The organism is Brevibacillus sp. AG162, from assembly GCF_006715575.1.
Lineage (GTDB): Bacteria > Bacillota > Bacilli > Brevibacillales > Brevibacillaceae > Brevibacillus > Brevibacillus brevis.
In genome coordinates, this window is the sequence record NZ_VFNO01000002.1 from 13,564 (window position 1) to 34,667 (window position 21,104).

At 48.5% G+C, this 21,104-nt stretch carries 24 protein-coding genes; 1 reads left to right on the top strand and 23 read right to left on the bottom strand.

Annotated elements, in window-relative coordinates; translation table 11 throughout:
* Positions 1-8 precede the first annotated feature (8 nt).
* The 21 genes from dnaG to FB479_RS04915 form a co-directional block, all read right to left on the bottom strand.
* A complete protein-coding gene (gene dnaG / locus FB479_RS04815; RefSeq protein ID WP_106654014.1) occupies positions 9-1,883 on the bottom strand; it encodes a DNA primase in 1,875 nt (624 codons plus the stop codon).
* A gap of 203 nt (positions 1,884-2,086) precedes the next feature.
* The gene (locus FB479_RS04820) at positions 2,087-2,923 is read right to left on the bottom strand and encodes a pyruvate, water dikinase regulatory protein (RefSeq protein ID WP_106654013.1); all 837 of its coding nucleotides are present in this window, start codon (positions 2,921-2,923) and stop codon (positions 2,087-2,089) included.
* A gap of 11 nt (positions 2,924-2,934) precedes the next feature.
* The gene (gene ccpN / locus FB479_RS04825) at positions 2,935-3,579 is read right to left on the bottom strand and encodes a transcriptional regulator CcpN (RefSeq protein ID WP_012685777.1); all 645 of its coding nucleotides are present in this window, start codon (positions 3,577-3,579) and stop codon (positions 2,935-2,937) included.
* A gap of 122 nt (positions 3,580-3,701) precedes the next feature.
* Entirely contained in the window at positions 3,702-5,771 is a 2,070-nt protein-coding gene (gene glyS / locus FB479_RS04830) for a glycine--tRNA ligase subunit beta (protein ID WP_142062984.1), read from the bottom strand.
* Positions 5,764-6,690, bottom strand: coding sequence for a glycine--tRNA ligase subunit alpha (gene glyQ / locus FB479_RS04835; protein ID WP_012685775.1), 927 nt, complete (start codon positions 6,688-6,690; stop codon positions 5,764-5,766). Before glyQ ends, glyS begins: the two co-directional genes overlap by 8 nt.
* Before the next feature lie 318 nt (positions 6,691-7,008).
* Positions 7,009-7,782, bottom strand: coding sequence for a DNA repair protein RecO (gene recO / locus FB479_RS04840; RefSeq protein WP_106654011.1), 774 nt, complete (start codon positions 7,780-7,782; stop codon positions 7,009-7,011).
* A complete protein-coding gene (locus tag FB479_RS04845) occupies positions 7,773-7,928 on the bottom strand; it encodes a YqzL family protein (RefSeq protein ID WP_012685773.1) in 156 nt (51 codons plus the stop codon). Before FB479_RS04845 ends, recO begins: the two co-directional genes overlap by 10 nt.
* Before the next feature lie 104 nt (positions 7,929-8,032).
* Complete coding sequence (gene era / locus FB479_RS04850) at positions 8,033-8,950, bottom strand: GTPase Era (RefSeq protein ID WP_047072508.1); 918 nt, start codon at positions 8,948-8,950, stop codon at positions 8,033-8,035.
* Positions 8,943-9,341 (bottom strand): cytidine deaminase, encoded by a 399-nt coding sequence (locus tag FB479_RS04855; protein WP_047072510.1) that lies wholly within the window; start codon positions 9,339-9,341, stop codon positions 8,943-8,945. The genes era and FB479_RS04855 overlap by 8 nt, the downstream gene beginning before the upstream one ends.
* 156 nt (positions 9,342-9,497) lie before the next feature.
* Positions 9,498-9,869 (bottom strand): diacylglycerol kinase family protein, encoded by a 372-nt coding sequence (locus FB479_RS04860; RefSeq protein ID WP_106654009.1) that lies wholly within the window; start codon positions 9,867-9,869, stop codon positions 9,498-9,500.
* A 9-nt stretch (positions 9,870-9,878) separates the two neighbouring features.
* Complete coding sequence (gene ybeY, locus FB479_RS04865) at positions 9,879-10,358, bottom strand: rRNA maturation RNase YbeY (RefSeq protein ID WP_106654008.1); 480 nt, start codon at positions 10,356-10,358, stop codon at positions 9,879-9,881.
* Positions 10,359-10,391: 33 nt separating this feature from the next.
* Positions 10,392-11,363 (bottom strand): PhoH family protein, encoded by a 972-nt coding sequence (locus tag FB479_RS04870; protein ID WP_142062985.1) that lies wholly within the window; start codon positions 11,361-11,363, stop codon positions 10,392-10,394.
* Positions 11,364-11,419: 56 nt separating this feature from the next.
* On the bottom strand, positions 11,420-12,604 hold the full coding sequence (gene yqfD / locus FB479_RS04875; protein WP_106654006.1) for a sporulation protein YqfD: 1,185 nt from the start codon (positions 12,602-12,604) through the stop codon (positions 11,420-11,422).
* A 27-nt stretch (positions 12,605-12,631) separates the two neighbouring features.
* Positions 12,632-12,928 carry a sporulation protein YqfC gene (gene yqfC / locus FB479_RS04880; protein ID WP_106654005.1) on the bottom strand — a complete coding sequence of 99 codons (297 nt, stop codon included), beginning with the start codon at positions 12,926-12,928 and terminating at the stop codon, positions 12,632-12,634.
* A 206-nt stretch (positions 12,929-13,134) separates the two neighbouring features.
* Positions 13,135-13,332 (bottom strand): hypothetical protein, encoded by a 198-nt coding sequence (locus FB479_RS04885; RefSeq protein WP_106654004.1) that lies wholly within the window; start codon positions 13,330-13,332, stop codon positions 13,135-13,137.
* Between the two features lie 166 nt (positions 13,333-13,498).
* Positions 13,499-13,999 carry a hypothetical protein gene (locus FB479_RS04890; protein ID WP_142062988.1) on the bottom strand — a complete coding sequence of 167 codons (501 nt, stop codon included), beginning with the start codon at positions 13,997-13,999 and terminating at the stop codon, positions 13,499-13,501.
* A gap of 11 nt (positions 14,000-14,010) precedes the next feature.
* On the bottom strand, positions 14,011-15,015 hold the full coding sequence (gene floA, locus FB479_RS04895; protein WP_007727625.1) for a flotillin-like protein FloA: 1,005 nt from the start codon (positions 15,013-15,015) through the stop codon (positions 14,011-14,013).
* Positions 15,016-15,022: 7 nt separating this feature from the next.
* Positions 15,023-16,366, bottom strand: a complete 1,344-nt coding sequence (locus FB479_RS04900) for an NfeD family protein (protein ID WP_106654002.1) — start codon at positions 16,364-16,366, stop codon at positions 15,023-15,025.
* 165 nt (positions 16,367-16,531) lie between these two features.
* Positions 16,532-16,978, bottom strand: a complete 447-nt coding sequence (locus tag FB479_RS04905) for a GatB/YqeY domain-containing protein (protein ID WP_007727628.1) — start codon at positions 16,976-16,978, stop codon at positions 16,532-16,534.
* Between the two features lie 17 nt (positions 16,979-16,995).
* A complete protein-coding gene (rpsU, locus tag FB479_RS04910; RefSeq protein WP_007727630.1) occupies positions 16,996-17,169 on the bottom strand; it encodes a 30S ribosomal protein S21 in 174 nt (57 codons plus the stop codon).
* Between the two features lie 113 nt (positions 17,170-17,282).
* Entirely contained in the window at positions 17,283-17,606 is a 324-nt protein-coding gene (locus FB479_RS04915) for a histidine triad nucleotide-binding protein (RefSeq protein WP_048032286.1), read from the bottom strand.
* A gap of 237 nt (positions 17,607-17,843) precedes the next feature.
* On the opposite strand from FB479_RS04915, the gene FB479_RS04920 reads away from it, so the two are divergent.
* A complete protein-coding gene (locus FB479_RS04920) occupies positions 17,844-19,226 on the top strand; it encodes a UDP-N-acetylmuramoyl-tripeptide--D-alanyl-D-alanine ligase (RefSeq protein WP_142062991.1) in 1,383 nt (460 codons plus the stop codon).
* A 49-nt stretch (positions 19,227-19,275) separates the two neighbouring features.
* On the opposite strand, the gene FB479_RS04925 is transcribed toward FB479_RS04920, so the two are convergent.
* Both FB479_RS04925 and FB479_RS04930 read right to left on the bottom strand, forming a co-directional pair.
* Positions 19,276-19,854: a histidine phosphatase family protein gene (locus tag FB479_RS04925; RefSeq protein WP_142062994.1), complete on the bottom strand. Its 579-nt coding sequence runs from the start codon at positions 19,852-19,854 to the stop codon at positions 19,276-19,278.
* A gap of 42 nt (positions 19,855-19,896) precedes the next feature.
* Positions 19,897-21,027, bottom strand: coding sequence for a TolB family protein (locus tag FB479_RS04930; protein ID WP_142062997.1), 1,131 nt, complete (start codon positions 21,025-21,027; stop codon positions 19,897-19,899).
* Between the last annotated feature and the right edge of the window lie 77 nt (positions 21,028-21,104).

Consider the following 21,104-nt stretch of genomic DNA (forward strand, 5'->3'; position numbering starts at 1 on the left):
ATCTGAAGCTACCCTTCTTTTAAAGCATTTTCCAATTCAAGAATCTTCATCCCTGTAACGGCTGCTTGAAGTTCAAGTTGTTTGCGCGCATCCTCGCTGTCCGCTGCGGCCGCTTGGAGGTGTAAGCTCCGCTGCTCATCGCGCAATCGTTCCAACTCGGCACGCTTCGGGTAGTTATTCACTTGTTTGATGTAGTCACCGATCTCTAATTCAGATACGTCGTTGTTGCACTCCATCATGGCCAATCCCGAGGCTAATTGCTTTAACAAATCGTCTTGCACATAATGTATAAACTTTCCAGGGTCTTCCGGGTTTCCCTCTGCATAGTAGGCGTACAGGTAGGCAGCCAGCGCATCGTGTTCATCCACCTGAAAGTGGGCACTGCATTCCTGTTGGACGCGGGCCGCTATTTCTTCGTTCCGCATCATGTAGTAAAGCAGCATGCGCTCAGCCGTGTGATAAGCGGGTGGCAGTGTTTTCGCGAGCGTAACTTTGCCATTATTTATACTATTATTCCATGCTGGCGTCACTTTATCCCTTTGGCGCTCACTTTTTTGCTGATTGTAGGCGCGTTTGGACTCCCATTTGAGATCACCGAGAGTAAGGGAGTATTCTTCTGCCAATTGCCGTTGGTACATGTCCCGTTCCACCGGGCTGCTGAGCTCGTTGATGATCTCGACCGCCTTCGCGATTAAGCGGGCTTTGTCCGTCTCATCTTTTATTACGAACTGACTGCGTAAATGTTTCAGACGGAAAGCCGTAACTGGCATCGCCTGTAACAATACCTGCTGGGAAAATGCTTCAGCCCCATGCTGGCGGATGTAATCATCCGGGTCCACTCCTTGTGGAAGTGGAGCAACTCGAACGATCAAACCGGCTTGCTGCAAAACGTGAATCGCTTTGCTCGTTGCTTCTTGTCCTGCAGCATCTCCGTCATAACAGAGTACGACTGACTCTGTATTGCGACGAAGAATTCTGGCCTGCTGCTCCGTCAAGGCTGTTCCCAAAGTGGCAATTCCTTGCATAAAACCCGCCTGCCATGCCGATATGACATCGACATATCCTTCAAACAACAGCGCCTCTTTTCTCTTTCTAATAATGGGGCGCGCACGATGAAGATTAAACAGCGTAGCGCTTTTGTTGAACAAAAGGCTTTCCGGGCTATTCAGATACTTGGGTTGAGACTTTTGGTTGGAATTGGGCTTCGATCCTTGCAGTAAGCGCCCACCAAATCCGATGACGTTACCTTGGGAATCCTGGATCGGAAACATGATACGACCTCGAAAGCGATCAAAGATTTTTCCTGCATCACTCCTGGCCAAAAGCCCTGCTTCCACCATCAATTCCTGTGAAAATCCCCGCTTTGTCAACTGCTGCGTCACGAAATCCCATGAATCCGGGGCGAATCCGATTTGGTATTCGGCTATTGTCGCCTCAGACATGCCGCGCTTTGCGAGATATTTCATCGCTTCTGCGCCATAGGGTGTTTTCGTAAGCACGTAGTGGTAGAGGCGTGAAACGAACGTATGCGCTTCCTGCATCGCATGCTTCATCCGTTTTTCAGGTGAATCCTCTACTTGCTGCGGCTGGGGCACAGCTATCCCGGCACGCTCCGCCAATTTGTGCAGTGCCTCTGGAAAAGTCAATTGCTCCAGTTTCATTAAAAAGGAAAAGATATCCCCACCTGCTCCACAGCCAAAGCAATGAAAAAACTGTCGCTCTGCATTTACGTTGAAGGAAGGGCTCTTTTCAGAGTGAAACGGACATAGACCGAGAAAGGCACGACCGCTTTTTCTCAGTTGAACGTACTCTCCTACAACGTCTACGATGTCGACAGCGGCACGCACTTGATTTACAAATTCATCTGAAGTGGGACCAGTCATGTCTTTCCACCTTTATAAGGAGAATCGCACGTGAGAATATTTAGTTCGTCAAAATTCGTCAATTTCCTTCTTTGCATCAAACTTCTTTTCTTCTTTTCTACTTTTCCACATTTCTAAGGGCAATAAACGCTGAGAAACTCACCTATAATAAGTACCTCGGCTAATTGATTTTCTACAAAAAACGCCAAAATCCTTCTTTCGGCCTATTTCCTTTCATTACGGAGATTGTTTTTTCGAATCATCTCCAAAATGATGTTTGCCGTTTCTTCCACTGCCTTGTTGGATACATCGATCACCGTACATCCGAGACGCTCAATAATGCGCTTGGAATAAGCCAGTTCTTCGGCAATCCGTTCGAGATTGGCGTAATTTGCTTGTGCAGTCAATCCCAGTGCCTTCAGACGCTCTGTCCGAATGCCGTTCAGTTGCTCCGGATTGATGGTAAGCCCTATACACCGTTCTATTGGCAGTTGGAACAGTTCTTCTGGTGGCTCTACCTCCGGGACAAGCGGAACATTGGCAACCTTAAGTCGCTTGTTAGCCAAATACATGGAAAGAGGCGTCTTGGAAGTACGCGAAACGCCGATCAAAACCACATCTGCGCGCAATAGGCCGCGTGGGTCCCGTCCATCGTCATATTTGACGGCAAACTCGATAGCGTCTACTTTGCGGAAATACTCTTCATCCAGTCGGCGTACCAAGCCCGGTTTTCCTGTTGGCGGCTCTTTCAACATGCCCTGCAATGTATTCATCAAAGGCCCCATAACATCAAGAGCCGGAATTCCGTGAAGAGCAGCTTGTTGTGTAATATACGCATTCAGCTCCGGAATGACCAGAGTGAACACGATCATTGCCCGCGATTCTTTTGCCGAAGCAATGATTTCGTCAATCGATTCCTTGTCTTCTATATACGGATATTTTTGTACATCAAACAAAAAACGATCAAACTGACTAGCTCCTGCGCGAACGACAAGTTCGGCCGTTTCGCCGATGGAGTCTGAGACTACATAGATGAGCTGTCCTCGCTGATTACCTTGCATCGCTTCTCCTCCTACACTTTCGGTTCGCTACCCAATTCTACAAATGCTTTCGCGATCGTCGTCTTGGTGACGCGCCCCAACAGCTCCATTTGCTTCGGATCTTCCTCGCTGGGCCTTACGACAGGCAGAGAATCGATCTGAAAATCAATCAGCTTTTTGGCGGCTGCGTACAAGGTCTCATCAGGTGCACAGGTAATGATATTCGGCATCCTAGACATGATAATGCTGACCGGAACATCCTCAAGCGTCTTGTTGCCTAAAGAAGCCCGCAGGAGGTCTTTTCGTGAGATCACGCCAGCCAAATATCCTTTTTGATTGACGACGAATAACGTGCCAACATCCTCCAAAAAGAGGGTAACGATGGCGTCGTAAGCCGAGGCGGATTCGGATACCACGATCGGTACCGCCTTGTAGTCATTGACGAGAAGCTTGTGAAGCCGTTCACTTATGACTGAGCTTGCGGGTCTGCCGGCATAAAAATACCCGACCCGAGGTCTGGCTTCTAGATATCCTGACATTGTGAGGATGGATAAATCAGGGCGCAGCGTCGCGCGAGTCAAATTCAGTCGCTCCGCAATATGCTCTCCTGTTATCGGTCCGTCATCCTTCACTATCTGTAAGATGTGCTCTTGTCGTTTGGTAAGCTCGATGACCAATCACCCCGGTTCTGTCTTTACCTCTTCCTAGTATTACTCTATTCGACGGGATATTCCTTCTTTCACGCGGAAAAAAGGTGCCCCCGCCTGATTTTCAGACGAAGGCACCAGTTTTATTTTGTTTACGCGAATACAACTTTGGAAAAATCTGCGTAGCGATAAAGCACACGAGAAAGCTGCAAGAGAAGCCCCAGACGATTCGCACGAACGGCCTGGTCTTCTGCCATGACCATTACTTTATCAAAGAATGCGTTGATCGGTTGACGCAGGGTTGACAAGGTTGCGAGCACCTTCTCTTGATCCTTCAGACCTTCTACATCCTTCTGAACAGCTTGGAATGCCTGATACAAGGCACGTTCCACATCTTCCGCGAACAAAGCTTCGCTGACTTGGTCTGCTTCCGCTTTTTGCGCCAGATTGTTCACCCGGTTAAACTGCTCCACAATCAGCTTGAATTCTTCTGTTTGTACGGCTCCCATCAGTGCTTTTGCTTTTGCCAGCACCTCTGGAACCAGTGTCAGATCGGCAGCAAGAACGGCGTCGATGACATCGTAGCGAACACCATGATCCTGCAAGACATTTTTCAGACGGAGTGCGAAGAAATCTACCAAGTCTTTTTTCACGTCTTCTGCCGCTCTCTTGTTTACGCCTTGCGCTACATAGCCTTCCATCGCTGCATTCCACAGATCAGCAAGAGAAATTTGCCAGTCGCGCTCCACCAAAATCGAAACGATCCCCGCTGCCATACGGCGCAGACCATACGGGTCCTGTGAGCCAGTAGGCACAATGCCGATCGAGAAGCAGCCTACAATCGTGTCCATCTTGTCAGCCAGGCTGACGATAGCACCTTGGGCGGAAGAAGGCATTTTGTCCCCTGCAAAACGCGGGAGGTAATGCTCGAATACGCCGCTTGCCACGAGGTCGGACTCACCCGCTTTGCGCGCGTAATCTTCCCCCATAATCCCTTGCAGTTCAGGGAATTCGCCTACCATGTTGGTAACGAGGTCAAATTTTGCGATTTCTGCAATGCGGTCTACTTGTTTGGTCTCTTCCGCGCTCACACCCAGCTTGCTTGCAATTTGGGCAGCTGTTTTACGTACACGGCGAACTTTATCTCCGATTGTTCCCAGTTCTTCATGGTAAACGATTGTCTCCAAACGTTTCAGGCAGCTTTCAATGGACAGCTTTTGGTCCTCTACATAGAAGAAACGAGCATCAGACAAGCGTGCGCGAAGAACTTTTTCATTCCCTTTCGCTACGTTTTCGAGAGCTCGGCTGTCTCCGTTACGCACTGTCACAAAATGATTCAGCAATTGACCCTGAGCGTTTTCGACAGGGAAATAACGCTGGTGCTCACGCATGGAGGTAACCAAAACCTCACGTGGAATAGAAAGGAATTCTTGCTCAAACGTACCATAAAGGGCGGTAGGATATTCCACAAGATGGACTACCTCATCCAAGAGTCCCTCGTCCATTGGAATCGTCCAGCCATTTTCCTTCTCCAAGCGATGAATTTGTTCTACAATGGCTGCTCTGCGTTCGTCGGGATTCACCATGACATATTGCTCAGCCAGCTTGCCTACGTATTCGCTTGGGTGATTCAACGTAACCTCGGTTCCCAAGAAGCGGTGTCCACGAGAAACGCGTCCGCTTTTTACGCCTGCAATCTCCAGATCGATCAATTCATCGCCGAACAAAGCAACCAGCCAACGAATCGGACGAACGTATTTCAAATCGCGCGCGCCCCAGCGCATATTTTTCGGGAAGCTCATGCCGGTGATTACTTCAGCCAGTTGCGGCAAAAGCTCGGTAGTCGGTTTTCCCGCTTCCGATTTGCGAGCATGAACATACTCGATCCCGTTTACTTCTTTATAATACAGTTGGTCAGGCTCAACATTGTTGCTTCTAGCAAAGCCCAGTGCTGCCTTGGACCAGTTGCCCACTTCATCTTGTGCGATTTTGCGTGCAGGGCCTTTCGCTTCATCATTGCGGTCAGGCTGCTTTTCTGCCAATCCATTGATCAACAGGGCAAAACGACGAGGTGTCTCCAATGCCGTAATTTGATCAAACGGCACGCGCTCAGCAGTCAGCCACTTTTCTACTTTTTCCTTGAATTGTGCCGCTGCCTGTGCGACAAAACGAGCAGGCATTTCTTCCAAACCAACCTCTACAAGTAGATCGCGCTTACTCATTTGTATCCTCTCCCTTCACCTGATTCACTTGATCTGCAGCGTCTGCGTTGCCTTTTTGCAAAAGCGGGAAACCGAGGCGCTCACGCTCTTTATAGTAGGTTTGTGCGACTTCACGAGACAGATTGCGTACACGAGCGATGTAGCCTGTACGCTCCGTCACACTGATAGCTCCACGCGCATCCAGCAAGTTGAAGGTGTGGGAGCATTTCAGCACGTAGTCATAAGCTGGGTAAACCAGTCGCTCCGCCATCAGTCTCTTTGCTTCTGCCTCATACGTATTGTAGAGAGAGAACAGCATATCGACATCAGACAGCTCGAATGTGTATTTGGAATGCTCGTATTCTGGTTGCAGGAATACATCTCCGTACGTATACCCGTTGCACCATTCCAGATCGAACACATTTTCTTTTTCCTGAATATAGGAAGCCAAACGCTCCAGTCCGTAAGTCAGCTCAACTGCCACTGGTTTACATTCCAGACCGCCCACTTGCTGGAAGTACGTAAACTGTGTAATCTCCATTCCGTCCAGCCAAACTTCCCAGCCTAAGCCCCATGCGCCGAGACCAGGGTGCTCCCAGTTGTCCTCTACAAATCGGATATCATGCTCCAGTGGCTCGATTCCGAGTTCGCGCAAGCTCTCGAGGTACAACTCTTGAATGTTGTCCGGCGATGGCTTCATGATCACTTGGAACTGGTGATGCTGATACAGACGGTTCGGGTTTTCCCCATAACGTCCGTCTGCCGGGCGACGGGAAGGCTCTACATATGCCACATTCCACGGCTCAGGTCCAATGGAACGAAGGAAGGTCATCGGGTTAAGCGTACCTGCCCCTTTTTCAACGTCATACGGCTGGACAATGAGACAGTTTTGCTTTGCCCAAAAGTTTTGCAGCGTCAAAATGATGTCTTGAAATGTCATTTTCATGCTTTTTCCTCCTCTAAACTTATTAGAACTTGGCTTTAAGTCGAAACTAAAAAAACCTCCCGCCTCTACACTGCCTGATGCGACAGTGTAGGGACGAGAGGATTCTCGCGGTTCCACCCTACTTGGCGAATGACTTCTTCGCCCACCTTACAATCAAATTGCTCCAGAACGCCCTTCATCAGCATGGTGACCGGGCTCCCACTATCCCCGATTCGCTATTCACAGCCAGTAGCCGACTACTCTTTTCCTTCATGGCAACATACGTTATACAAGTTTGGTTCTTATCATAACGAAAACAAATTCGTATGTCAATTAGTCCTGATCGGATTGCGTCATTCTTTCCATACGCTCCAGTTGTTCCAGAAATGCTCGACTTTTCAGCCTGAGATCCAAATACTCATCCATGAAGCTCCGCAGCACATGCTTGAGCTGGTTGCGGGTAGCCGGTTTCACTTCAATGTCACCAAGCCGCTCCAAATCAAATACCTGGAACAGCCGTAACAGCTTCCAGGTTGAGGGTGTAACTGCCATAGCATATGGATCGGAAGGCTGGCAAACTGGGCACAACAGGCCACCCTGTCCCACACTGATCGCATAGGGCTCGCGCTGTTCGCCACAGTTTACACATGCCGTGAGCTGCGGGGAGATCCCCGCTACAATTAGCATCTTGGTCTCAAAAATACGACATAGGATCTCAGCATCTCGTCCTTCATCCAAATAGCGAAATGTATGAAGGAGTAGCTGAAACAAGTAGGGATTTGGTTCCCTTTCCTGCGTCAGCCGATCCAAAAGTTCTGCTATGTATGCGGCATAAGCCGTAGCAGTCAGGCTTTGCCGCATATCCCGGAACGAATCCAGCATATCTCCCTGAGAGAGATCGGGCATTCCCGTACCGGGTCCCGCCTTGCATAGGTAATAACTATGCGAAAACAGCTGGGAGACGGCGGCAAGACGGCTTTTGGTCTTTTTAGCACCACGGGCCATCACGCCTAATTTGCCGTTCTCCCGGGTAAACAATGTCACCACTTTACTGGACTCACCATAGTCCACACTGCGAATGACAATCCCTTCCCACTTTACAAGCATGCCTGCGTGTCACCCAATTCTTCCTGGGCGAGATCAAACGAGGTTTCCTCGCTGGAAACATCCGTTTGATGGTGATCACGGTAGAGAAGGTAAGCATGGATGTCACCGGTTGAAGCGAAAACTCTCCAAGAAAAGTCACGAAGCATGGAGCATCATCCTTTCCTATATCGGGTCTATCCACTTCCTTCTTAGAATCACCTTTGCCCGTTATTCTATGCCTTGGAAAAATTAACACATCGCGATGGGAATATTATTGCTCGTCATAGAAACCGAAGTTACGCAGCATCCGCTCTTGGTTGCGCCAATCCTTTTTCACTTTGATCCAGAGCTCCAAAAATACTTGGTCACCCATCAGCCGCTCGATATCCTTACGCGCCCGTTGACCGATTTCTTTGAGCATCTGGCCTTTTTGCCCGATCAAAATTCCGCGCTGAGAATCCCGCTCTACGTAAATGGCCGCGTAAATGTAAAGCGTTTTGCCATTTTCGCCCCGTTTCATCTCTTCAATTACAACAGCAATGGAGTGAGGTACTTCTTCTCTCGTCAAATGCAGAACTTTTTCCCGAATCAACTCGGCTGCTACAAAGCGTTCCGGATGGTCTGTCACCTGATCTGCAGGGTAATACATCGGGCCTTCTTCCATTTCACCCAAAATAGCCTGCTGCAATGATCCTGTATTGTTACCTTCCAGTGCAGAGATTGGAACAATTTGCTTGAAATCATATAATTTGCGGTAATCGTCAATAATCGGCAGCAGTGCTTCCGGGTGCACTTTGTCAATTTTGTTGATGACCAAAAATACTGGCGTTTTGACCTGCTTCAACCGCTCGATGATGTAGTCGTCCCCGGCTCCGCGTTTTTCTGTTGCATCGACAACAAACAAAACGAGGTCTACTTCGTTCAACGTATTTTCGGCAACGGAAACCATGTAGTTTCCGAGTTTGGATTGAGGCTTGTGAATCCCCGGTGTATCCAAGAAAATAATTTGTCCCTCTTCTGTCGTATGCACAGCCGTAATTTTGTTGCGTGTGGTCTGCGGCTTATTGGACATGATGGCGATTTTATGTCCCACAATATGATTCAACAGTGTTGATTTTCCAACATTTGGGCGTCCCACAATGGAGACAAATCCCGATTTAAACGATTGCTTGGTCTTGCGATTATCCACGTAAATCCTCCTTGGTGAATGCGCCTGGAAGCAGGGCAGATACTGTCGTTTCCCAAATGTCGCCTTTGAGATTCGTCAAAAATACAGGCATGTCCGGCGGGCACAGCTCCGCGATGACTTGTCGGCAAGCCCCGCACGGTGATACAGCTTGCGGTGTATCGGCAGCAACGGCTAACGCCTTGTAAGTCCGATCACCTTCCGAATACGCTTTAAAGAGAGCCGTACGCTCTGCGCAGTTGCACAGCGAGTACGCTGCATTTTCAATATTGCCCCCCAAATAAACCTTGCCGCTTTCAGCTAAAAGAGCTGCTCCTACCTGAAACTTGGAGTACGGTACATAAGCGAGCTTTCTGGCTTCGATTGCTTGTGCTAATAATGCTTGTTTATCCATTCTCATCATTCCTCATATGATTGGTCTTTAACGTCATTTCAAAACAGGATGTGTCCAATGGGACACGAAGAAACCCGACTGAAAGGTCAACTAGAATGACCCGTCCGGTACCTCATTTGGCTTATGGAAAAATTTCTTCCTTCTCTCTAGTAAAAACTATCCCCATACTTTTTGCAACAGTGGCTGTCCAAATACGAGGACTCCGATGATGAGAGACAGGATTGCCGCCACAAGCACAGCTCCTGCCCCCACATCTTTGGCAATCTTCGCCTTGGCGTGCCATTCCGGGGAAGCTAAATCCACGACTGCTTCAATCGCGGTATTTACCAGCTCAAGGGAGAAGACCAGACCGATAGAAAAAAGGACCAGCAAAACATCGCTGCGGGGTATCTGCAGCCACCACGCTGCCGCCAGCACCAAAATGGCTGCGGCTACATGGATTTGCATGTTTCGCTGTGTCCGTACGGTATAGGAAATTCCTTGCAGAGCGTAGGCGAAGCTGCGAGTCAATCGTCGCCATTCCTTCAACGTAATCTCCTACCTCGTCAAGCCGATTTGTTCCAGAACCTTTTCTTGACGTGAAAACATTTCCTTCTCTTCTTCTGGCGTCCCATGATCATAGCCCAGAAGGTGAAGAAAACCATGAACCGTGAGAAATCCGAGTTCGCGTTCGAATGAATGACCATAGTCTTCGGCCTGCTCATGTGCTTTTGGCACCGAGATAATGATATCTCCCAGCATATTCGGAAACTCGCTGGCCTCATCCTCATCGATGAAGATTTCCATTTCCCCTTCACCCGGTTCGTTCATCGCAAAGGACAGAACATCCGTTGGCCGATCAACGCCACGATAGTCGCGATTCAGCTCGTGTATGCGCTCGTTGTTCACCAGCGTGACAACTACTTCTCCTTGTACGTCTTCCAGCTTTGCCGCTGCTTCCAGGCAACGTACAAGCAGGTTTTGCAAATTCTCATCGATCGGTTCGATTTCTTCATGAAGGATTTCTACAGATAACACAGGTAAACGATCTCCTTTTTGTGACGCCATTTATTAATAGCCGTGTTCTACTTCTTCCTTGGCATAGGCAGCGATGATTTTTTGTACCAGACTGTGACGAACGACGTCTCCCTCTTGGAAATGAATAAAGGCTACATCGGAAATCGGACTTAAGATGCGCTGTGCTTCGCGCAATCCGGATTTCTTGCCCTTTGGCAAATCCACCTGGGTCACATCACCCGTAATGACCATTTTGGAACCAAAACCAAGCCTGGTCAAAAACATTTTCATTTGCTCGGGAGTCGTGTTCTGGGCTTCATCCAAAATGACAAAGGAATCTTCGAGCGTACGACCACGCATGTACGCCAAAGGTGCAACCTCAATGAGTCCGCGTTCCATCATTTTGGCGACTTGTTCATTGCCCAGCATGTCGTACAAGGCATCATAGAGCGGACGCAGGTAAGGGTCTACTTTTTCCTGCAAATCTCCTGGCAAAAATCCAAGGCTCTCCCCCGCTTCTACGGCCGGTCTAGTAAGAACGATCCGTTTGACGCGCCCATTTTTCAACGCATTTACTGCTGTGACAACAGCCAAATACGTTTTTCCGGTACCAGCTGGTCCAATTCCAAACACAATGTCATGCCTCTTGATCGCAGACAAGTAGTGACGCTGGCCCAAAGTCTTTGCCCTGATTACTTTGCCACGTTGGGTACGAGCGACTTCTTCATCATACACATCGAGCAGTTGGGCACCTTCTCCCCGTTCAATCAACGACATCGCATAAGAGATGTCTCGTTCGGACAGGGCAATCCCTCTGCGAATCAACTGTAGCAGAATTTCAATCAACTCTGTCAGTTTGTCCACTTCCGGCTTATCCCCGCTAATAACCAGTTCGCCTTCTCGGGTCATAATTTTGGCGGAACTTCTTTGCTCGATCAGTGTTAGGTACGCGTCATGTGGTCCGAACAACAGCAAGGCCTCAGATGCGTCTGAAAACGGGATTCTTACCTCATCTTGTACGTGCAACAGGCTTCCATCTCCTTGCAACGGTAATCAGCAATGCGTCATTTGCTTGCCATCCCTCACTGCCCAACGAGAGGCTGTTCAATGGCAATATCTTCAATGACGGAAAAATGAATGCTTACGTAAACTTTACCATTCTCTGTTGTGACGTGCAAAACTTTTTCGTCCTGAATGAACGCATCTTTTCCAGCTTTTTGCAAGATATCCTCCCTGGCGAATTTTTTAGCCAGTTCCGTCGCTTCCTCCACGCTCATTTCTGTTTGGACGGATTCTGTTTGCGCGTACGTTACTGTCTTCCAGCCAAGTGGTGAGGTATATCCCGCGTACGAGGGCAAAAACCGTCGTTCCGCCATTTCGGCTTGTGCAAAGGACTGTTTTTCAAATGGCCACACGTATATCGCATAGGGGCCTAGGAGCAGGTATTGATGCTCCAGCTTTTCTCCCGTCAGACGGTGCATGGTTTGTTTTAGCGGAACCGATGTGTTGCTCATATACCACACTTCCCCTTGCACCTTACCTCGTGCTGATACGGCTTGTTGACGGGCGTCATTGCCAATAATCCCGGAAATAAGCACTTGGCCTTTTTCTACCAATTGATTGCTCACAACCTGACTGCGACCAACCTCTGGGAGAATTTTATGGACGACAGCCCTCTTTTTCGCTACAAGATGACGGGGACCTGTTGCAAGCGGCTTAACGGGAGCCTCTTTTTCCACCACTTGAAGCATAACCTTGGTTCCTTGAATCTCGATTCCAACCCAGGACGCTTCAGGCAGCAGACTCAACAGCTCTTTTTGCAAAACCAACGGTTCTTTTAGTTTGACCTTCCATGCCCCTTCTTTAATCCCCACTTGTTCGGCAGCTTGAATCACTCGTCGCGGATCAACCATTTTTGTCCCACTCACTTCGACACTCCAAACAAAAGAGGAGAGCATGTACAATCCGATAAAAAAAAGAGCAGCCCCAATTGCCAATCCAGATCGTCTGCGTATACGCAGCAGCCAGAAAGGCAGCCCGTCTCTTGCCTCGACGTGACTACGACAGCCTGTCTCTTTTAAAAGCGGCCGCAAACGAAAATAATCACGAATCAAAATATCGCAGCGAGTCACCTCTTCCCCTACCCTGCGAATATTCCATATTCGAATTCCATCCCGTACGGCCATATTCAGCATCCGCTCAAACCGTTTTCCCCGAACAGTAATGGTTACATGTCCATCCACCCACTCCTTAATTCCATACCGCATACGTGCCGCCCCCTCCTCTAACAAAGATTACGTGCTCTGTGGTCCCGTCTCCAAAAATTTCACGCCACCGATTCTGCCTTCTAACAGAACCTCCTCAGGCAAAATCGCTCGGATGACAAGCTGTTCACCTGAAACAATCATTTGACCGTTCGTCAGCAACAGGCGAAGCTCTTTTTCGCTAAAATGCAAGACTCCTCGATGATTCTCTATATACATTTGCAAATGACCGATCATCGTAATGCGCGGGACTTCCAGGACGACATCTTGCGGCAGATCCAACACCCCTCCGGCCAGCTGGCGCAGACGGCGGCTCCAACGCTTCATGGATTAGCCCCCCTTCTCGTTCTATATATTGGCGAATATGACGATCTCATCTGTTTGCAGGTGCAAAACCATTCTTATCTATGCGTATGCGCGAGCATAAAGAGGCATTCATCAAAAACAGCCACAAAAAAAGAGCCCTCGTCGCTTGCGATTTAGCAAGCAGTTGAGAACTCAGTCTTTGAAATACATTCTACAAAACCCATTGATTATTTGCTTTCTTTTGCAGCAGAAACCAGCTCTTTTTCCTTTGTAAGCGCCTTCCATTTTTTTATGACTCGTTTTACTTTCTCAGCTGAACAACCGCATGCGATCGCCGTTTCATATACTGATTTGTTTTCGAAGATGGCAAGCCGAATCACTTTTTGACGAAACCGCCCCATTTGTTCAAAAATTTGTTGATTCATCGCTTGACCTCTACCCTTTCTTCTATTAGAAGAATTTTCTTTACATTCAGGATAGTCAACTAGGATACGAGAAACAAGACAAGTTATTCGATATATTTCGACATAAATACACTGCGTATCAATAAAAAACAGGCGAACCGAGGTTCACCTGTTTGACTAGCTGCTATTATAAAATCTTTCTTTGCCGAACCTGCTGGGCGTACGGAGTTTTTGAGCGCGGCTCTCCAAAAATGAGCGCCCATTTCATCCCATCACGCGGATTGCCGTGTTTCGATGTGAGTGTTCTCACCCGTTCCGAATCAGCGACCTTCATCGTTTCCGATTGCTTCACTGTGATGGTTGGACCTGTTGAAGCACGGGCCGGACTGGAGAATGCCCATTCCTGCTCGACTCCAATACCTTCCATCGATTCACGCTGAAGTGGCTCATATTTGGTGGATGCCCGCACTGTCTCTCTGCCGTAATCCTCAGTGTCCATAGGGATATCCGACGTACTTGCCGGGGTAAGCGGAGGCATTTTTTTGCCTTGCGACATCTTCTTTCCGGCTTTGCCAAGAGCTTTATATCCTAAGTAACCCAGGATGACAAACCAGAACTTGCCGATGAGCGGGATGATCCACTCGACTAAACCCAGTAAATCTACGACGAGATCCATGAGATCTTCCATGGCAATCGCCCTTATTCTTTCTCGTCTGGCATAGCAGGATCTTGTTTGTCACCTGCATGCCCGAAGGATTGACGCATTTGTGTATCCGCAGCAATGTTTTGCATGTTGTAATAATCCATTACGCCCATTTTGCCGCTTTTCAATGCTTCGGACAAAGCGAGTGGTACTTGTGCTTCGGCTTCTACTACTTTTGCCTTCATTTCTTGTACGCGCGCGATCATTTCCTGCTCTTGGGCTACCGCCATGGCGCGACGCTCTTCCGCTTTCGCTTGGGCAATACGCTTATCTGCTTCCGCTTGGTCGGTTTGCAATTGTGCCCCGATGTTCTTCCCTACATCCACGTCCGCAATATCAATTGAGAGAATTTCAAAAGCAGTTCCGGCATCCAAACCTTTGTTCAATACCGTTTTGGAGATCAGGTCCGGATTTTCCAATACGTCCTTATGTCCTTTTGACGAACCAATTGTCGATACGATCCCCTCACCTACGCGGGCGATAATTGTTTCTTCACCAGCACCACCGACCAATCGATCGATGTTGGCACGAACCGTTACTTTTGCACGAGTCCGCAGCTCGATACCGTCCTTTGCCATTGCTGCTACCACAGGTGTTTCAATTACTTTTGGGTTAACGCTCATTTGTACCGCTTCCAATACATCACGACCAGCCAGATCAATTGCTGCTGCTCGTTCGAAGCCAAGTGGAATATCTGCGCGTTGTGCTGCTACGAGCGCATCTACTACACGGTCTACGTTACCGCCTGCGAGATAATGGCTCTCCAATTGGTTGGTATCCAGCTGCAAGCCCGCTTTGCGTGCTTTAATCAACGGATTCACGATACGAGATGGTACGACGCGACGCAAGCGCATAGCGACGAGGGTAATAATCCCGATATTCACACCGGAAGCCAGCGCAGAAATCCAGAGCATGACTGGTACGAACGAGAAGAAAACGGAAAGTACGACGATGGCTACTGCCACCATAAAAATAAGGGGAATCAAACCGCCTTCAAACATATAGAGCTCACTCCTTTTGTTCTAGTTCAGCAACGACGATACGCGTGCCTTCTACTTGCACAACGGTGATGGCGGTACCCGCTTCGATGAAACCACCAACCGATACTGCATCCACACGTTTTCCTTCCACCTTGACGACCCCTGCCGGGCGCAATGGTGTTACGGCGATGCCTGCTTTTCCTTCCAGCTCACGCTGATCGCGCGGAGCTACGTAACCTTCTTCATTGCGCTGTGTGTCACCCAAGACAAACTTGTTGAATAGACCTTTGACCCCGTATTTCTTCACTAACAGGAACGTTACAATTGCCGTGATCAAAGCGGCCACACCCAGAGATGCGAGCCCTTGCTGCGTGTCGTAGGCTGCCATCACGAGGCCTGTCACAATGCTCACGAAGCCAATCGCTCCAACAATGCCACCCGGAAGAAAAATTTCCAGAAGCATCAGTAAGATTCCGATGGCAAACAGTCCGATGTGCAACCAGTTGGCAAATCCCGCTACATAATGCCCGAAGAAATACAGACTGAACGCAACAAACGAAATCGTCCCTGCGACACCAAAGCCAGGGGCAAACAGTTCTACTACAATCCCTCCCAATCCAATGATGAGCAGAAGACTCATCACAATGGGACTCGTCACCCATCTAGCTACCAGCTCTCCACCTGTTGGCTCAATCGCCTGAAGGGAATCTGGCTGAATACCAAGCTTTTTGAGCAGTTCTTCCTTATTGGACACCACATCATCCGCATAGCCTAACTGCTTCGCTTGTTGGGCATCGAGAGAAAGCACCGTGCCTTTTGGCTTTAATCCCGGGAATTCTGTATCGATTTCCACCATCGCGCGAGCAACGTCAGGATTGCGATTGTTCAGCTCAGCTGCCGCCTTCATTTTATTGCTCCAGCCGGAAATGAACTTGATGTCTGCTGCATTCCCTGCCAAGTCAATCGGTGCGGCTGCCCCCATGCTACTGCCAGGAGTCATAATAATTTCATTGGCATTCAAGGCAATGTAAGTACCCGCTGAAAAAGCCTGGTTATCAATGTAGGCTATCACATGCATGGGAGCCTGACGGATCAACTGCCCAATCTGGTCGGCAGCGTTTACTTCTCCACCTGGCGTATTGATATGCAAGATAACAAGGTCTGCCTGCTGTTCCTGTGCGTCAGCAAATGCTCTGTGTAAAAAGCTCTCCAGCCCTCGCTCGATCGTGCTATCTACTGGAATCCAGACAGCTTTTTGATAGGTCTGGGCTGTTGTGGATGCGGGAGCAAGAAGCATCGTCATTCCCATGATCAGGCAAAGAAGTGAAAAAAGCAATCGCACGCGGCTTTTTACTAGCCTTGTTGCACTCATTGCATGTACCTCCTTTCCTTCTATCAGCTTCAACGTATGTGCAATAAGGTATACGAAAGAGCGTGGCAATCGTTTCATATTTATTTCACATTTGGAAAAAAAGAAAAACCCAACCTTTGCAGGTTGAGTTTTTCTGTTCGTATCTATATGAGGTGTTACTCTCGTCTACGATGGTAGTTCCTCAGATACAATCTTTTGCACGAGGTTTCCGTCTGCTCTGCCTTTCACTTTCGGCATGATCGCACCCATCACTTTGCCCATCTCCTTTTTGGAGGAGGCATTGGTAGCTGCGATACCTTCCCGAACGATATCACGAATTTCGTCTTCGCTAAGCTGAGCGGGTAAGTAAGCGGAGAGCACGTCGATCTCTTCGCGCGTTTTCGAGGCAAGTTCCACGCGGCCTGCCTTCTCAAATTCGTGGAGGGATTCACGGCGTTGTTTTAACTCACGAGTCAAGATGGTCAGCACTTCGTCTTCAGACAAAAGTCTGCCCTTGTTAATCTCTTCGTTCTTTAATGCGGCTTTCACCATGCGAATAACAGAGAGTTTTAGAGCAGCTCTGTCCTTCATTGCTTGCTTCATATCTTGATCGAGTCGCTCCATTACACTCATGATGAGCCCTCCGTCAATTAAAACTTGCGCTTGCGAGCTGCTTCGGATTTCTTCTTGCGCTTAATGCTAGGCTTCTCAAAGTGGCGACGTTTACGCAGTTCCGCCATCACCCCGGATTTTGCGCTTTCACGCTTGAAGCGGCGAAGTGCGCTATCCAAAGACTCGTTTTTCTTGACTCGAATTTCTGCCATTTGTCTTCCCTCCCTCCGCTAAAACCGTGGGACGCCTGAGTCGAACGTACGAACAGACTGTCACACTTCATTATAGGATAATTGACTAAAGAAGGTCAACCTTTAGTTCAATTTTATTCGTAAAAACCGGACAACAGGTGATAATGGATGTGGAAAACCTCTTGTCCACCCTCTTTGCCGCAGTTGTTAATCAGACGAAAGCCTGGCAGTTCCAGCTTTTTCGCCAAGAGTTGTGCTACGTGGTGGATATGCCCGATCAGCGGCAGATCCTCGGCGCTTACATCCATAAGCGTGGGAATTGGCTTACGTGGGATAATCAACAAGTGAACGCGTGCTTTTGGTGCAATATCGTGGATGACAATGACCTGTTCGTCCTCATACTCGATACGAGCAGGAATTTCACCGTCCATGATTTTGGTAAAAATACTTTTTTCCATGGGAGACTCCTTTCTTCCTATGTATGTGCCTAGTTATGTATGTAAGAATTGATCGTATCACATTCCCTCACTTTTGTCTTGCGGCGCTACCTAACGCATGGTAGCATGACTTCGAGGTTACTACTGGATCATTAGAAAACTTGGCTTCGCCAAGCTTTTTGGAGAAGCCTTAGTTGTACTTATGTCGATATGAATTTCTATAAATTCATATCAACCAAGAAAAAGGAGTTCGTGCAGATGAAACCAATTGCACTGGATCAGGCAGCAATCAACGCAGAAGGGATTTTGCTCGCTGGTTCCCCAGGGCTTGCCTTGTCATCCGTTCACTTTGATACCCGCGAGCTGACTGCGGAATCATTGTTTGTAGCGCTGACAGGCGGCGCACGGGATGGACATGATTTTTTGTTACAAGCAGCTGAACAAGGAGCTGTAGCTGCTCTCGTTTCAAATCAGGCTAAGATTCCTGCGAACTTGCCAAACGATTTTGGGTTAATTCTCGTCAATGATACACTGCGTGGCTTTCAAAAGCTGGCTGCCGCTTATCGGAAAAGCTTTTTGTTCCCATGCATCGCCGTTACAGGAAGTATCGGGAAAACAACCGTGAAGGACATCGTCGCACACGTACTAGCTAGCCGTTCGCCCGTATACAAGACGTATAAAAACTTCAACAACCACATCGGTGTACCTTTGTCGTTATTACAGATGGAGGAAAAACATCAAGCTGCTGTACTGGAGCTCGGGATGAACCACGCCGGGGAAATCGATCTGCTCGCTTCGCTGGTCCAGCCTGATATTAGCGTGATTACATTTATCGGTGAATCCCATATTGAGTATTTTGGCACGCGTGAAAAAATCGCTCTAGCGAAGGCGGAACTGCTTCCTCATACTGCTCTTGACGGGCTCGTGCTGCTCAATAAAGATTCCGAATATCTACAGTTGGTCGCCCATCTGTATCCGGGTGAAATCATGTACTACTCTGTTAATGAGAAGGCGGATATTTGGGCGGACCAAATCGAAACGATTGAAGGTGGAACCCGCTTCAAAGTGTGCTTTGCCTCCGGGGAGCATTTCGAGGCATTCCTTCCGCTGCACGGCCGCCACAGTGTCTTGAATGCACTGCCTGCTGTCGCGATTGCCAAAAGGCTCGGGATGGATACAGAGCAAATCGCTCACGCCTTGTCCACCGTTCAGCTCTCCGCCATGCGGTTTGAGCAAATTAACTCCAAGCACGGTACTGTGTATATCAGTGATGCGTACAATGCCAGTCCCGTCTCCATGGAGGCTGCCGTACGGACATTTGCTGAGCTCTACCCTGGGCGCGCAAGAGTCGTCGTGTTAGGTGATATGTATGAGCTTGGCCCAGAAAGTGCGGCTATGCACGCGGGCGTCGGAGCCTCGCTTCAAGACATCGCTGAGTGCTTCGAGCTGCTCGTGACAGTCGGTCAGGATTCACGCTATCTCCATGATGCTTACACGGGGAACAAGCTGCATTTCGCTACCAAAGCAGAGGCAATGGCTGCTCTACTGCCACTGCGGGATGAAAAGCATGCATTTTTGTTCAAGGCTTCCAAAGGTATGTCATTATGGACGCTTATCACTGATCTGGAAGGTCACGAATAATAGAAAAAGAACAGCCGCCTCACGTTTGAAACGGGAGACGGCTTCTTTTTTAGCCCTTGTCCTTGTCATTCCACAGACGTTCTACCTGGATCAATTGATCTTCCTCAAAGCTTAGTTTATAAATATCGGGCATCGAGGTCTTTTTCCAAAACGAGAAATCGTACAATGAGTCGTAGTGATTCATGATGATCGTCATGATGTTTCCATGAATGCCAACCGCGACTTTTTTGCCTCGATGGTGATCCAAAACTTCCTGAAAGGCGGTGAGTCCTCTTTCCCCCGCTACTACATTGGATTCTCCCCCTGCGAAAGCAAACTCACGGTTTGCAAACACATGCTCTATAGCTTGCACAAAATGTTCAAACGGCTCTCCCCAAGCGCCTAATTCCCACTCGCGAAGACCCGGTTCCAGCTTAATTTCCTGATTCGCTTGCTTCGCTGCCGCTTCAATCGTCTTAATAGCCCTCGCATATGGGCTGGAGACAAACACGTCAATCTGTTCATCTTTCAGGATTCCTGCTACACGCTGCGCATCTTGCAATCCCTTCTCTGACAATCCACGCGTTTCCTCCTGGTCCTGAATGTACGGCGATTCTGCGTGGCGGACCATATATACATGTGTGCGCATCCTTACACCTCCCTTTCGTTTGGGATCATTTCGATTGGGAAATCATCGCTGTTCAATGACATTGTTGAAAGGATTCAACTTTTCAGGCGAAAAAACGCTATAGTGGATCGATGCGAGATCAGCTACATAGTACGACTTCCCATCCTTCGCCCAGCCGATGATGCGATGATTGTCACTTAAACGATAATAACCAGGCATTCCCTTTTCAGGAGAGCCAAATGGATAGCCGCATTTCGTGACTTGTTTGCATGATTGAATGTACATATACGAATCTTGAGAATTGGAAGTACGAGCGTGCTGTTCTACTGCCATCTGATTTCCTGATGGCGACCAAACAATCTTGTCCAAGTAGCTCTCAGTGAACACGGAATCCTTCAAATTGACCTTTTTCCCTGTCTGCAAATCCAGCATGTATTCTTCTGTAGTAGTTCGCAAGTAACGGTACTTCATATCGTTGGAGTAAGAAGGAAATGCCGTCATTTTGTGGTCGTATTTCAGGCCAGTCGGTAAGTCTAACTCCTTGTATGCGGTTTGCGTTTTGTAAAACAGCTTTTTCGAATTTGGGACCCAGTAATACATTTCTTCGTCTGTTCCACTCCGCCACTCATACTGGTCATTCTTTTTCATTTTGAGTGTAGGCAGGTGCTGCAAGTACAAGTGACCACTTACTTTGGTATTGGAAGAGAGCATGTCCATCCGTGTGAACGCCATGTACTGTTCATCCGGTGAAACGGAAAAATCTAGGACGGGATATTGAGCTGCTGCCGGGACAAGTACCGTTTTTTTGCCGTCTGGCAGACTGAGCTTCACGATACCGCCATTTTCACGAACGTAGAGCGCGTCCTGCTTCGGCGACCATTTGCCATAGCCGGATAGCTGCGTCATCTTTTTTGTTTGCATATCGTACAAGTACGGTATAGTTCGGTCTGCCTTCCCGTATCCGATCCGCTCACCGTATACAAACCTGCCCGATGGCGACACGCTCGCTCGGTGAATCAAGGGCATGTTCGTCACGGTTTTTGTTACTTTTCCATCTATCGTCACTTTATAGATGACGACCGGATCTGGCTTGCGAGGGTCTGCCTGCGCAGGAGCAGAGGCATTGATTTGTTCAGGGACAAGGATGCCCAGCAAGGAAATCAGTAAGCATGAGAGCAATAAGCGTTTTTTCATCAAGGGTCCTCCCGAATATGTAATCAATACCTAGACGTTCGCTGGAAGCACTTGGTTTCCCTTTGCACGAAAAAAAG

Excerpts from the sequence above, each read along its gene's own strand:
- FB479_RS04820 (WP_106654013.1), bottom strand. The coding sequence starts at position 2,923 with ATGCAAGGTAATCAGCGAGGACAGCTCATCTATGTAGTCTCAGACTCC.
- FB479_RS04890 (WP_142062988.1), bottom strand. The coding sequence starts at position 13,999 with ATGGAAGATCTCATGGATCTCGTCGTAGATTTACTGGGTTTAGTCGAG.
- yqfC (WP_106654005.1), bottom strand. The coding sequence starts at position 12,928 with ATGAAGCGTTGGAGCCGCCGTCTGCGCCAGCTGGCCGGAGGGGTGTTG.
- FB479_RS04920 (WP_142062991.1), top strand. The coding sequence starts at position 17,844 with ATGAAACCAATTGCACTGGATCAGGCAGCAATCAACGCAGAAGGGATT.
- glyQ (WP_012685775.1), bottom strand. The coding sequence starts at position 6,690 with ATGACATTTCAAGACATCATTTTGACGCTGCAAAACTTTTGGGCAAAG.
- FB479_RS04915 (WP_048032286.1), bottom strand. The coding sequence starts at position 17,606 with ATGGAAAAAAGTATTTTTACCAAAATCATGGACGGTGAAATTCCTGCT.
- yqfD (WP_106654006.1), bottom strand. The coding sequence starts at position 12,604 with ATGCGGTATGGAATTAAGGAGTGGGTGGATGGACATGTAACCATTACT.
- rpsU (WP_007727630.1), bottom strand. The coding sequence starts at position 17,169 with ATGGCAGAAATTCGAGTCAAGAAAAACGAGTCTTTGGATAGCGCACTT.
- dnaG (WP_106654014.1), bottom strand. The coding sequence starts at position 1,883 with ATGACTGGTCCCACTTCAGATGAATTTGTAAATCAAGTGCGTGCCGCT.
- FB479_RS04885 (WP_106654004.1), bottom strand. The coding sequence starts at position 13,332 with ATGAATCAACAAATTTTTGAACAAATGGGGCGGTTTCGTCAAAAAGTG.
- FB479_RS04900 (WP_106654002.1), bottom strand. The coding sequence starts at position 16,366 with ATGAGTGCAACAAGGCTAGTAAAAAGCCGCGTGCGATTGCTTTTTTCA.
- FB479_RS04855 (WP_047072510.1), bottom strand. The coding sequence starts at position 9,341 with ATGGATAAACAAGCATTATTAGCACAAGCAATCGAAGCCAGAAAGCTC.
- FB479_RS04845 (WP_012685773.1), bottom strand. The coding sequence starts at position 7,928 with ATGCTTCGTGACTTTTCTTGGAGAGTTTTCGCTTCAACCGGTGACATC.
- FB479_RS04905 (WP_007727628.1), bottom strand. The coding sequence starts at position 16,978 with ATGAGTGTAATGGAGCGACTCGATCAAGATATGAAGCAAGCAATGAAG.
- recO (WP_106654011.1), bottom strand. The coding sequence starts at position 7,782 with ATGCTTGTAAAGTGGGAAGGGATTGTCATTCGCAGTGTGGACTATGGT.
- FB479_RS04930 (WP_142062997.1), bottom strand. The coding sequence starts at position 21,027 with ATGAAAAAACGCTTATTGCTCTCATGCTTACTGATTTCCTTGCTGGGC.
- FB479_RS04925 (WP_142062994.1), bottom strand. The coding sequence starts at position 19,854 with ATGCGCACACATGTATATATGGTCCGCCACGCAGAATCGCCGTACATT.
- glyS (WP_142062984.1), bottom strand. The coding sequence starts at position 5,771 with ATGAGTAAGCGCGATCTACTTGTAGAGGTTGGTTTGGAAGAAATGCCT.
- floA (WP_007727625.1), bottom strand. The coding sequence starts at position 15,015 with ATGTTTGAAGGCGGTTTGATTCCCCTTATTTTTATGGTGGCAGTAGCC.